Genomic DNA, 12620 nt, shown 5'->3' on the forward strand with positions numbered 1-12620 from the left:
TGTATACTATGAATAGAGATGCATAAAAATATAAATGACGTGAGTAACGACTCGACAAAAGATAGAAGTACCGAATGTGAGGGATGGTTTAAACATGAAGGAAACATTACATATATATTATACGAGTGACTTACATAGTCATTTTGAAAACTGGCCTAAAATTGTCCACTTCTTAAAAGAGAAAATACACCAACATAAAAGAAAACAAGAACCCTACTTAATTCTCGATAATGGCGACCATTTAGACCGGGTGCAGCCAATTTCAGAAGCATCTAAAGGACTGAGTAATGTCACATTATTAAATGAAGCCAAATATGATGTCGTGACCTTTGGTAACAATGAAGGCATTACCCTTGATCGTGATGAGTTTTATCATCTGTATGACGACGCTAACTTTTCCGTTGTGTGTGCGAACGTTGTGAGCCAAGATGGCGATAATCCTGCTTGGTTAAAGCGCTACGTGATTAAAGACGTTACACCAAATTTTAAAGTAGGCATCGTCGGTTTAACAGCCCCATTTAATCATTTTTATCACCCAATGGGTTGGGATGCGCTAGATCCTTTAAAACAGTTAAAACTTACACTGACAGAACTAACACCCCAGGTTGACAGCATTATCGTCTTGTCTCATTTAGGCGTGGACCAAGATGAATTGATCGCAAAATACTTTGATGAAGTCGATCTCATTATTGGCGGCCATACCCATCATTTATTTAAAGAGGGTAAACACATCAATAACAGTATCTTAAGTGCTGTCGGTAAATTTGGTCATTATGTCGGACAAGCCAGCCTCACGTATGACACTGACAAGCGAGCTGTCATAGAAAAGACGGCATATGCACTATCTATCGACACATTAAAGGCAGATCCAGCGACAGAAACGCTACTTGATACATTAGGGGAGCAAGCGAGTCGTACTATGAGTGATGTCGTGTGTACATTACCAGCACCGTTAGAAGTGGATTGGTTTAAAGAAACGCCAATCATTCAATCACTGACAGAGACTTTAAAATCATGGACCGGGGCAGATATTGCGATGTTAAATGCGGGAATTATTCTCGAGTCGTTACCGAAAGGGGACGTTACGCTACACGATCTCCACCGTATTTGTCCACATCCGATTAATCCAGCGGTTGTTGAAATGACTGGTCGTGAACTTCAAGAAGTCATTCGGGAAGGGTTAACGGATCGTTATATTCATTATCCTGTTGTCGGTTATGGTTTTAGGGGGAAAGTGATGGGAGTGTTAGTTTATGATGGTTTAGAAATTGAATTAAAAGAAGTAGATTGTCATGAACCACTCATTAGAAGTATTAGCATCAATCAAAAGCTTCTTGACCCTAATGAAACCTACACGTTAGCAACCGCAGATATGTTTACTTTCGGTCATTTGGCACCAAATATCGCGCATGCCAGCAAAAAAACGTATTTTATGCCCGAATTCATGCGCGATTTGTTAAAAATATCACTCGAAACCGCGTAAAGTTGTCTATAATGTCTGTGAAATGGGTAGAAAAAAGTCGCGTTTTCTGTTAGGATTTTCTTAGAGAAAGACTATAGACGAAAAAGTTGGGAAAAGACATGAGATTAATTGCAGCAAAGAGCTTAGAGGAAGGCAGTGAATTAGCGAAACCGATTTACAATGATCGGGGACAAGTCCTCATTCAAAAAGATATTAAATTAACGAAAGCGATGATTAACCGCTTGTTACACTTAGGTGTCACCTTTGTCTATGTGAAAGATGCTATCTCAGATGATATTATTATCCACTCACCTGTATCAGAAGAAGTGAAAATTGAATCGATGCAAACGGTGAAATCGGTCTTTAATTCATTTAAGAATAATGGCTTTAAAGATAAAGGGTTTTTATTTAGTAAAGTCAATGAAAATATGACCGAATTAGTCGATACAATCATTACGCAAATTCAACGTGACCAAGAAGTGTTATCGATTATGTCAGATATCTTTATTAGTGATGATTATTTATTTTCACACTCGGTCAACGTGACGATGTATGCTGTGGCGCTGGCGAGTGAGATGAAGATGACGCAAAAACAAATACGTCAGCTCGGTCTTGGCGCCATGCTTCACGACGTAGGGAAAGTGTTTTTACCAGAAGAAATCTTGAAAAAAGCCGGTAAATTAAATGATTTTGAGTTCGATTTAATTAAAACACACCCCGAGCTAGGATTTGAATTTTTACGTTCATCATCAGATTTACCGTTACTTGTGGCACATTGTGCTTATCAGCACCATGAACGAATGGACGGCTCAGGTTACCCGCGTGGTCTTGTTGGTGATGAGATTCATTTGTTTGGTAAAGTTCTTGGTGTTGCGGATGTATTTGATGCCGTGACGAGTCACCGTGTTTATCGTGATGCGATGTTACCACAAGAAGGACTCGATATCTTGTTTGCAGGAAGCGGGACGCTATTTGAACCGGAAATGGTGCGCTTATTTAGAGACACGATTGCCGTTTATCCAAACGGTGTAACGATTGAGTTAAGTGACAATCGCCGCGCCATTGTTGTCAGACAAAATCATAAATTATACAACCGCCCTGTTGTCCGCGTCTTTAGTGAAAACAATCAAGTCGTGACGCCTTATGACTTAGATTTAGCGACAGAAAATAATGTGACCGTTACAGGCTATAAAATGTCATGATCCCCTTTTCTTAACATAGACTCATGTTAGGAGGGGGTTTTTATGTATTTTAAATATAAAAGATGGTACCGGTCTTTTTTATTTACGTGTATATTATTCATCATTGTCACGCTTATCTCCTTAATTTATATTAACTACAAATTACGCCCACTAATATTAGATATTGCCGAAACGAAAATTACGCAATATGTAAATGAAGCGATGAGTTTAGCTGTTCACCATACGATTTACGAAGATTTATCCTCAGATGACTTACTTGAATTTCAATACGATCAAACAGGCCGCGTTGTTAGTTACAACATTAATCTTCAATTAGAAAACCAATTAAAAAGCCATATGTATGAACGGGTTGATCTGTACTTGAAATATTTAGAACAAGGCATTATTCTAAATCAATCAGACATTTTAATGACAGATCAACGACGTGAACAAACATTTAGTGATTTGGACCAAAGAAAAGATGAAACAGTGTTTACGATTCCTCTAGGTCAGGCGTTAGATTTGCCGTTATTTCAAAATCTCGGACCAAAAATCCCGATAGAACTTGAAGTGACAGGTTTTGTGAATGCGGAACTTGAAACGAAATTAACCCCCTTACAGATCAACAGTATGCATATTGAACCGGTTGTGCATTTAACCGTTGAGATTCGTACCTTGGTGCCATTTGCTTCTAGGAAAGCAACGTTAAAACAAGTCATACCGCTTGGGAGTGGTGGATTTATTGGTGATGTACCCGATATGTATTATTATCCTGGTATGTTGGATGGGGCGGAGTAAAGTAAATGAATACTTGCATTGGTGCGTATTTCTTGTTAAGATATGAAAGGAAAAAATAATATACCTTATCAGATCGATGAGATAGAGGCGCAATTTAAAATCAGTATATTTCCTGAGCTGTCAGCTTTGAAGGGAGTAGAAAGGGTTAAGTTGCCGAAGTGAGTAATGGCTGACAACTGTTACTTGCTGGTATAAGACTGAAAAAGTGTTATACTGTCATGTCTTTTGCGTGATGGGCTGTTGATCGACCGGATGATAACATAAGCGCTAACTTTAATGTCAGCAGCAGAAATAGGTTATGATCTATTTTCTGCTGCTTTTTTGGTTTTTTATAACAGTAGATAAGTGTATAAAATCTTAGGAGGAAGTTATGGAAGGAACAATTTATTCGTTAATACCAGCGGTATTAATGCTTGTGCTTGTGATGAGTACGAGGAAGATTTATTTATCATTAGGAACAGGTATTATTGTTGGAGCTTTTATGCTTCAAGACTTTAATATTGTCGACACTGTTGTAGAAGTTTGGACGGTCTTTTTAAATATCTTTTATACAAATGAAGATGGCTTAGACTTAGGAAGTATTTATTTATTGGCCTTCTTATTTTTACTTGGTATTTTAACGGCCATTTTAACAGCCACTGGCGGTAGTCGTGCGTTTGGTCGTTATGCGACAAAACATGTGAAAACACGTCGAGGGTCTCAATTAATGGCCGCCTTTTTAGGGGTGATTATCTTTATTGATGATTATTTCAATGCGTTAGCTGTTGGTCAAGTCGCAAGACCTGTGACGGACCGTTATCACGTCTCGCGCGCTAAGCTTGCTTATATCATTGACTCAACGTCAGCACCGATTACAGTCATCTCACCGATTTCAAGTTGGGGGGCCTATATCATTGGTACAATGGGAGGGATCTTCGCGAGTACATCCTTCACTGATTACGGCGCTTTTGAAGGATTCATCCGAATGATTCCACTCAACATGTACGCGTTTAGTTCGCTTCTTTTAGTGTTTATGGTAGCGGCTTTTAACTTAAACGTCGGGGCGATGCGTGTGCATGAAAAACGCGCCATGAAAGACCAACAATTATTTGACCCAGAACGCGGAGATATTGCGGGTGAGTTAACCGAAGATGTTGAACCGCATGACGAAGGAAGAATGTATCACTTAATTATTCCGATCGTGACCCTTGTTTTAACAACAGTGGGTTTAATGGTGTACACTGGCTGGAGAGAAGTGGGAGCAGGGGCGTCATTATTAGATATCTTTGCCTCAACAAACGTTAACTTATCGCTCTTTTTAGGCGGACTCATGAGTGTGATTGTTGGCTTTCTATTATTCGCAGCGCAATCCCATCCAAAAGCAAATGGTCTAGAAGTATTAAAACAAGGGATTCAATCGATGTTACCGGCGATATATATTCTTGTCCTTGCTTGGATGATTGGTGATATTATCGGTACCCTTGAAACAGGGAAGTATTTAGCTGATGTAGTAGAAGCGATGTCATTTGATATTCATTATCTACCACTCATCATTTTTGTGTTTGCTGGCTTTATGGCCTCTCAACTGGGACGAGTTGGGGAACTTTTGGTATTATGTTGCCGATCGCGGCACAGATTGCGATGACAGTAGATACAAATCTTGTATTACCAGCCATGTCGGCGGTACTTGCGGGCTCTGTATTTGGTGATCACTGTTCACCGATTTCAGACACGACCATTCTATCATCAACAGGTGCTGGTGCTAATCATATCGATCACGTATTAACGCAATTGCCGTATGCCTTTATTGGTGGGTTTAGTTCAATCGTTGGTTACACGGTTTTTGCGATGACGCAAATGATTTGGTTATCACTCGTGGTGAGTTTAATTGTGGTGAGTCTTGTTGTTGTCATTATGTATTGGATGAAACATAACAAATAACTATCTATAAAATAACCAGCCAGCTATTTGGAAAAGTCTGATAGCTGACTGGTTATTATTTTAGTCTTTTTTAAATGTAAACGACAACATTGGACAATTGTCGAAAAAACCTTTGACATGTAGCGTTGGAATCGCTATAATTTTAAAATGTCAGAAAAAAATAAATATTACAAGAATAAAATCGAATCGTTTTCTTAGGTTGTACTATATTTTCATTTAGCTTATAATAATCAGAAAATTCATTTTATTCATAAAGAGAAGGGAAGTAATTAAAATGGAAAAACGTTCACAATGGGGAACGCGCTTAGGTTTTCTCCTGGCGGCGATGGGGTCGGCAATTGGTCTCGGGAATATTTGGCGCTTTCCCGCAACAGCTTACTCAAACGGGGGTGGGGCATTCTTCATCCCGTACTTATTCGCCTTACTAACAGCCGGTATTCCGCTGCTCATTATGGAATACACAATTGGACATAAATATCGTAGTTCGGCACCACGTGCCTTTAAAAAGTTTAATAAGAAGGCAGAATGGATTGGTTGGTGGCAAGTCGGTATTTCTTTTGTTATTAATACGTACTATCCGATTATTGTCGCTTGGGCTCTTATGTTTACTTACTTTTCATTTACAGAAGCATGGGGGGCAGACCCTCAAAGTTTCTTCTTAAATGACTTCTTATCCATTTCAGAACCGGGAGAGTTCGGTTCATTTGTACCGAATGTTGTGATTCCGCTATTACTTATTTGGACCGTTGTTTTTGCGATACTTTATCGCGGGGTTAAAAAAGGGATTGAAGTCGCGAATAAAATCTTTATTCCCTTATTAATGGTGAGTTTCTTCTTAATTGTTATTCGTGCGGTGACCTTACCTGGTGCGGCCGAAGGACTAAACACGTTCTTTGAACCGAACTGGGATACGATCTTTGATGGATCGGTATGGATTGCGGCTTATGGTCAAATTTTCTATAGTTTGTCGATTGCTTTTGCGATTATGATTACATTTTCATCTTATCTACCAAAAGACTCGGATATTACGAATAATGCCTTTATTACAGGGTTTGCCAATTCAAGTTTTGAGCTTTTAGCAGGAATCGGTGTTTTCTCAGCGCTTGGTTTTATGGCAGCACAACAAGGTCAGCCCGTATCAGAAGTTGTTGAGGGCGGCATTGGACTTGCTTTCATGGTTTTCCCAAGAATTATTAGTCAAATGCCAGCTTCTTCATTCTTTGGTGTGTTATTCTTTGGTTCACTAGTGTTAGCGGGTCTGTCATCGATGGTCTCTATTTCTGAGACATATATCGCCGCGCTGCAAGAGAAATTTAGTATCAAACGTCATACAGCTGTTTCTGTCGGTGTTGGCCTCTCAGCCTTGTATCATTTGCCTATGCTAATCAAGGTGGTTTATTCCTACTGGATACTGTGGATTACTTTATTAACAACTACGGTGTCGCGCTTGTTGGTCTCGTAGAAGTCGTCGTTGTCGTTTGGTTCTTACGTCAGCTTAAACCATTAAAAGATCATGCTAATAACGTCTCTGATATTAAAATTGGCGCTTGGTGGTCTTTCTCACTATCGGTCATTACACCGGTTGTTTTAGGGTTTATGATGATTCAAAACTTTAGAACAGACTTTGCCGAGAACTATGAAGGCTATCCAACAATGTTCCTGATCACATATGGTTGGGCAATTGCTTTAGCCGTAATAATTATCGGTATTCTATTTACGTTAAAAAAATGGCCAAAGGAGGATGTCTAATATGAGCTTGTCAGCAATTATTATGATGACGTTAGGTATGGTTATTATATGGGGCGGCTTCCTTGTCAGTGTTGGTTACGCAGTAAAAGTAGCCCGTCAAAATCGATAACTCAATCACAAACAGCAGGGATCTCTCATGATCCCTGCTGTTTTTTCTAACATTCATTTGAGGGATTCTAGAAAACAGGATGACTCACTCAATAAGTTTATGATAGAATGAGAAAAAGTGGAGTGACATAAAGTGAGGGTTTAGTATGTTTCAAGTAGATGGGAAAAATTACGATGTCGTTGAAGATTACCGTGATGGCTTTAACGAAGAAGCTTTTAAAGCGAGATACAGTGATATTTTAGGGAAATATGATTTCATCGTTGGCGATTGGGGATATGATCAACTACGTTTAAAAGGCTTTTATGATGATCAAAACAATAAATCAACGTTCGATACAAGAGCAAGTACCATTAATGATTATTTGTTGGAGTATTGTAATTTTGGTTGTGCCTATTTTATTGTACAAAAGATTGATAATTAATGGACAAGTTTTGAGTAAAAGAAGCAATAAAGACTGATGAAGCATATGAAAAAAGCGCTCCTTAATTAGGAACGCTTTTTTGTATTAGTCAAGTTCTTTCTCGTTTTTACCGTGAGCAAGACGACTTGATGCCGCGGCCGCAATCGCACCGACAATATCATCTAAGAACGTGTGACATTTATCACCGGATTTATCGTTTAACTCTTTTAAAATGCCGGGTTTTTGTTTGTCGATATAACCGAAGTTAGTTAAGCCAATTGACCCATAAACGTTTACGATTGAGAGCGCGATGATTTCATCAACACCGTAAAGTCCTTCATCGGTAATGATGGTTTCTTGTAATGGCTCAGTAAGCTTTTTTTCTTCTGCGAGAATATCAAGTTGAATACCGGTAATAATCGCGTTTTGGACTTCGCGTTTACCTAAGACGGCATCGACGTTTTCTAAACATTTATCCATTGTCACTCATCGTGGTAAGGCGATTGCAAGTAATAAACAAGTTCAGCGATATCGTTAAGTTCGACCCCGCGCTCAATCAGCCACTCACGTGCTTTTGTTTCTAAAGCTGTTTGTAAGTTATTTTTATCCATAATATCCCATCCAATCTTTTTAAAGTACTTAATAAGTATACCCTAAATAAATTAGAATTAAACGGCAAAAAGTCAGAAAAATATGATACACTATCACTAGTTCGTATTTTTTAAATTTTTCGTTAGTTTTTATTTTCTGAAATTTATGTGAATTTAACACTTGAAGTTCAGTGGCTCACACGGTATAATGTCCACTATAAATAAACAAATGTACACTTAGAGAATACAATAAATCAAAGGGGGCAATTAAATGGATAAGATAAAAGTAGGCTTATGCGGACTGGGTACTGTAGGTACGGGTGTCGTCCGTGTTTTGGCTGATCATAAGGAACGCATCATACATAAGTTAGGGTGCGAAGTAGAGATTAGTAAAATTTTGGTGAATGATGTAAATAAAGAGCGAGATGTAATCATTGACCGTAAGTGGTTGACAGATCAACCTGATGAACTTGTACAAGACGATGATATCGATGTTATTGTTGAAGTCATGGGTGGTGTGAATGGTACGAAAGAATTATTAGAAGAGGCACTAAAGAATAAAAAACATATCGTCACCGCCAATAAAGACTTAATGGCCTTACACGGGCGGGAATTATTACAACTGGCACGTGAGAATCACTGTGATATTTTATTTGATGCCAGTATTGCTGGAGGGATTCCAATCGTAAGAACACTTGTGGACGGGTTAGCAAGTGATCACATTGAAAAAGTGATGGGCATTGTCAATGGTACGACGAACTTTATTATGACCAAGATGACAGATGAAGGACTACCTTTTGATGATGTGTTAAAAGAAGCGCAACGATTAGGTTTTGCGGAAGCTGACCCAACATCTGATGTCGAGGGTTTAGACGCTGCTCGTAAAATGACGTTACTCGCAAACTTAGCATTTAAGATGGAAGTGAATCTTGATGATGTAGAAGTAAAAGGTATTACGGCAGTTACTCAGGATGATATCAATTTTGCGCATAGCTTAGGCTATACGATTAAGTTGATTGGTATTGCGGCTATGCATGACCAAAAAGTAGAAGTGATGGTAGAACCAACGCTCTTGCCAAAAGACCACCCGCTAGCGAATGTCAAAAATGAATTTAATGCGGTTTATGTTTACGGTGATGCGGTAGGTGAGACGATGTTTTATGGTCCTGGTGCTGGTAGTTTGCCGACGGCTACAGCGGTTGTATCAGACTTAATGGAAATCATTCGTAATATTCGTCTAGGTATTAGTGGGAATGCTTATCAAGAGCCACAATTCAAACGACAAATTAAAGCGTCTGAAGAAAAATATTCGAAACATTTTATTCGCTTAGAAGTAGAAGACCAGGCGGGAGCTTTTCAAGAAATCACGAATATTTTCACGGATCATCATGTCAGCTTCCAAAAAATCTTACAATTACCAATCGAAACAGATCAAAAAGCAGAAATTGTCATGATTACACACAAAATTAATAAGGCACAACTTGAAAAAAAGTTTACAAGCTCTAGAAAAAATAACTGTAGTCGACCGCATTATTAGTCATTATCGAGTCGATGGGGAGGAATAGAACATGGCGTGGCAAGGATTATTACAAGAATATAAGGATTTATTACCTGTCAATGATAAAACACCGATGTTAACTCTAAACGAAGGCAATACGCCATTAGTCAAATTAGACAACTTATCAAAAAAATATGGTGTTGAAGCCTATGCAAAGATTGAAGGAGCCAACCCAACAGGGTCATTTAAAGACCGTGGGATGGTGATGGCGATGGCTAAAGCGATTGAAGACGGCTCACATACAGTCATCTGTGCGTCAACAGGGAACACGTCAGCAGCAGCATCTGCTTATGCCGCCAAGGCTGGGTTGCGTTCAATTATCGTTATTCCTGAAGGAAAGATTGCTCAAGGTAAAATGGCACAAGCGGTTATGTATGGCGCTGAGATTTATTCGATTAAAGGTAACTTTGATGATGCGCTTAGAATCGTACGTAAATTAGGTGATCGTGATGATATTACCCTCGTGAACTCTGTTAATCCTTACCGAATTGAAGGGCAAAAGACCGCGGCCTTTGAAGTATGTGATGCACTTGGAAAAGCGCCAGACTATCTTTTCATTCCAGTAGGTAACGCAGGTAACATTACAGCGTACTGGAAAGGCTTCAAAGAATATAATGAGAAAAAACAAACCGGTCTACCAAAGATGATGGGCTATGAAGCAAGCGGAGCAGCCGCGATTGTCCACGACCGAGTATTTGAAAATCCTGAAACAATAGGAACAGCCATCCGAATTGGTAACCCTGCAAGCTGGAAGCAAGCAGTCAATGCGCGAGATGAGTCCAATGGGGTCATTGATGAGATCACGGACGAACAAATGATTGAAGCGTATCAGTGGATGGCGAAGAACGAAGGTATCTTTGCTGAACCTGCTTCTAACTCATCTGTCGCTGGTCTATTTAAAGCGTTGGAGAATAACCAAGTAGAACCAGGTAGTCAAGTTGTGTGTGTCTTAACGGGTAATGGACTAAAAGATCCAAACACAGCGATTGAATATAGTGATATTTCATCAATGGTACTTGAAAACGATGAAGCGGCTGTTGTGAAAGCTATTCTTGGTCGTGAACACGCATGAGTTGGCGAATCAAAGTACCGGCGACAACAGCTAATTTAGGCGCAGGATTTGATTCGATTGGCGTAGCATTAGATTTATATTTATTTATTAAAGTAAGTGCATCGGATGAGTGGGCATTTGTATCCCACTCCAAGCACTTACATGATATTCCGAAAGGGAAAGATAACTATATTTACAAAATAGCCAAACAAGTAGCTGACCGCTATGATAAAGGTGCCTTACCGGCATGTCATGTGGAACTGTTTAGTGATATTCCGCTTGCGCGTGGATTAGGTAGTAGTGCAACGGCGATTGCCTGTGGCATTGAACTGGCGAATTTATTGTTGGATTTACACTTGAGTGACCATGATAAGGTGCAAATTGCAACAGAAATTGAAGGCACCCGGATAATGTTGCGCCAGCTATTCTTGGTGGGGCGGTCATCGGACATTATGAAGACATCGTTCAATATGTCAAAGTGGATGTGTCACATGTCAGCTTTGTTGCGGTCATACCAGACTTTGAATTAAAAACAAAGGATGCGAGGGCGGTTCTGCCAGACACGTTTAGTTATAGCGATGCCGTGCGTGCAAGTAGTGTGGCGAATGTCTCGACAGCTGCGCTTGTTAAAGAAGATTGGGCGCTCCTTGGACAAATGATGAACCAGGATCATTTCCATGAGCCGCACCGAAAGGCATTGATTCCTCATTATGAAGCTGTGAAAGCATTAGTCGGTCACCATGCCTATGGTGTGTACATTAGTGGGGCAGGACCTACATTAATGGTATTAGTTGATGAAGCCATGGCGAAAAAACAGCTTCAGGAGTGGCGTGAAGCTATGCCAGAACACGAATGGCTCATTTTACAACCAGTTAATCATGGGATTGACGTTGTTGATGGTTACTAACAGAAAACCTCTCATTTGTAGTCAATGGACTCCTTGAGAGGTTTTTTTATAGTCACTAATGTTTTATCGTTTGTGTCATCAATATAAAAGGCTACCCGGGAGGTAGCCTTATTGCTGATTATTCAAATACTTGTTCAATGCCTTTCACACCAGGTACTTGTGCGATTAAAGCTTGTTCAATGCCTGCTTTTAATGTCACTGTTGAACTCGGGCAGTTATAACAAGCACCCAATAATTTTAAACGGACGATACCGTCCTCAACACCAATCAGTTCAACGTCACCACCATCACGTAAAAGGAGAGGGCGTAATTTATTTAATACTGTTTGTACTTGTTGTTCCATCGTTCAACCATCCTTTCTGTTGCTTCGTTTAGTATAACATTATCCCATTAGAAAAAGAAGTATTTTCACTGTGAAAGGCAGTTGGTATGGTTCATTGAACTACCCCCACCTAACATTCTAACGAATGTTTGAGGAAGGGGATTCCATAAGGACACCACAAAGGTGACCCATGCTCGTTCAACTAAGCATGGTTTTTTCTACTCTCCAACCGCCGTAAACCTATTTTCTCAACATCTGTTAAAGCCTGTTGGGGAAATAGTGTGTCCAAGGAACACAACTTACTTTGGTCGAATCGTTCTGTCTGGTAGAACACGTGTGTTCTGACAAAAGACAGGGTACGCGTCAAATACGCCCATTGCGCCCAATGATGTAGACCTTGTTTCTGCTCTGGAACAAGTGAATACAACATCGGTGGGAGTATTTCTTTAAAGCCCATTGCCCGACGGGCAATGACATAAGTGGCTGCTACGTGAATAGATACACCGAGCCGTTTCATATATTTCATTTTTCCAATTTGACTTGTATAAGCGGGGTTAACAACGTAGACAGCGA

Annotated in this window: 10 protein-coding genes, 4 pseudogenes and 1 riboswitch; of the genes and pseudogenes, 11 read left to right on the forward strand and 3 right to left on the reverse strand. The window is 39.7% G+C overall.

Features of this window, described 5'->3' with window-relative positions; all coding sequences use genetic code 11:
* Nucleotides 1-94 precede the first annotated feature (94 nt).
* The 7 genes and pseudogenes from JCM19043_RS09200 (at nucleotide 95) to JCM19043_RS09225 (ending at nucleotide 7640) form a co-directional block, all read left to right on the forward strand.
* Nucleotides 95-1483, forward strand: a complete 1389-nt coding sequence (locus tag JCM19043_RS09200; RefSeq protein ID WP_062321932.1) for a bifunctional UDP-sugar hydrolase/5'-nucleotidase — start codon at nucleotides 95-97, stop codon at nucleotides 1481-1483.
* A 98-nt stretch (nucleotides 1484-1581) separates the two neighbouring features.
* A complete protein-coding gene (locus tag JCM19043_RS09205; RefSeq protein ID WP_062321935.1) occupies nucleotides 1582-2664 on the forward strand; it encodes an HD-GYP domain-containing protein in 1083 nt (360 codons plus the stop codon).
* 42 nt (nucleotides 2665-2706) lie between these two features.
* Nucleotides 2707-3441 carry a sporulation protein YunB gene (gene yunB, locus JCM19043_RS09210; RefSeq protein WP_062321937.1) on the forward strand — a complete coding sequence of 245 codons (735 nt, stop codon included), beginning with the start codon at nucleotides 2707-2709 and terminating at the stop codon, nucleotides 3439-3441.
* 74 nt (nucleotides 3442-3515) lie between these two features.
* Nucleotides 3516-3689, forward strand: a riboswitch (Lysine riboswitch).
* A 653-nt stretch (nucleotides 3690-4342) separates the two neighbouring features.
* Nucleotides 4343-5361: pseudogene (locus JCM19043_RS09215) on the forward strand (Na+/H+ antiporter NhaC family protein).
* 325 nt (nucleotides 5362-5686) lie between these two features.
* Nucleotides 5687-7110, forward strand: a pseudogene (locus JCM19043_RS09220) (sodium-dependent transporter).
* 1 nt (nucleotide 7111) lies between these two features.
* Nucleotides 7112-7219, forward strand: coding sequence for a methionine/alanine import family NSS transporter small subunit (locus tag JCM19043_RS16440; protein ID WP_143103140.1), 108 nt, complete (start codon nucleotides 7112-7114; stop codon nucleotides 7217-7219).
* 145 nt (nucleotides 7220-7364) lie between these two features.
* The gene (locus JCM19043_RS09225; RefSeq protein WP_062321939.1) at nucleotides 7365-7640 is read left to right on the forward strand and encodes a YutD family protein; all 276 of its coding nucleotides are present in this window, start codon (nucleotides 7365-7367) and stop codon (nucleotides 7638-7640) included.
* Nucleotides 7641-7724: 84 nt separating this feature from the next.
* Here the strand turns inward: JCM19043_RS09225 and JCM19043_RS09230 are convergent.
* Nucleotides 7725-8230, reverse strand: a pseudogene (locus JCM19043_RS09230) (phosphatidylglycerophosphatase A).
* A gap of 250 nt (nucleotides 8231-8480) precedes the next feature.
* On the opposite strand from JCM19043_RS09230, the pseudogene JCM19043_RS09235 reads away from it, so the two are divergent.
* The 4 genes and pseudogenes from JCM19043_RS09235 (at nucleotide 8481) to JCM19043_RS17605 (ending at nucleotide 11725) form a co-directional block, all read left to right on the forward strand.
* Nucleotides 8481-9774: pseudogene (locus JCM19043_RS09235) on the forward strand (homoserine dehydrogenase).
* Nucleotides 9775-9777: 3 nt separating this feature from the next.
* Nucleotides 9778-10839: a threonine synthase gene (gene thrC, locus JCM19043_RS09240; RefSeq protein WP_062321941.1), complete on the forward strand. Its 1062-nt coding sequence runs from the start codon at nucleotides 9778-9780 to the stop codon at nucleotides 10837-10839.
* Nucleotides 10836-11348 (forward strand): hypothetical protein, encoded by a 513-nt coding sequence (locus JCM19043_RS17600; protein ID WP_231631476.1) that lies wholly within the window; start codon nucleotides 10836-10838, stop codon nucleotides 11346-11348. Before thrC ends, JCM19043_RS17600 begins: the two co-directional genes overlap by 4 nt.
* Complete coding sequence (locus JCM19043_RS17605; protein ID WP_231631477.1) at nucleotides 11303-11725, forward strand: homoserine kinase; 423 nt, start codon at nucleotides 11303-11305, stop codon at nucleotides 11723-11725. Before JCM19043_RS17600 ends, JCM19043_RS17605 begins: the two co-directional genes overlap by 46 nt.
* A gap of 118 nt (nucleotides 11726-11843) precedes the next feature.
* Here JCM19043_RS17605 and JCM19043_RS09250 read toward each other — a convergent pair whose 3' ends face one another.
* Together JCM19043_RS09250 and JCM19043_RS09255 are read right to left on the reverse strand one after the other, a co-directional pair.
* Entirely contained in the window at nucleotides 11844-12068 is a 225-nt protein-coding gene (locus tag JCM19043_RS09250; protein WP_062321943.1) for a NifU family protein, read from the reverse strand.
* Nucleotides 12069-12249: 181 nt separating this feature from the next.
* A partial coding sequence (locus tag JCM19043_RS09255) for a hypothetical protein (RefSeq protein WP_062321945.1) occupies nucleotides 12250-12620 on the reverse strand: 371 nt, incomplete at its 5' end.

The sequence above is a fragment of the Halolactibacillus sp. JCM 19043 genome (assembly GCF_001310395.1).
Taxonomy (GTDB): Bacteria; Bacillota; Bacilli; order Bacillales; family Amphibacillaceae; genus Halolactibacillus; species Halolactibacillus miurensis.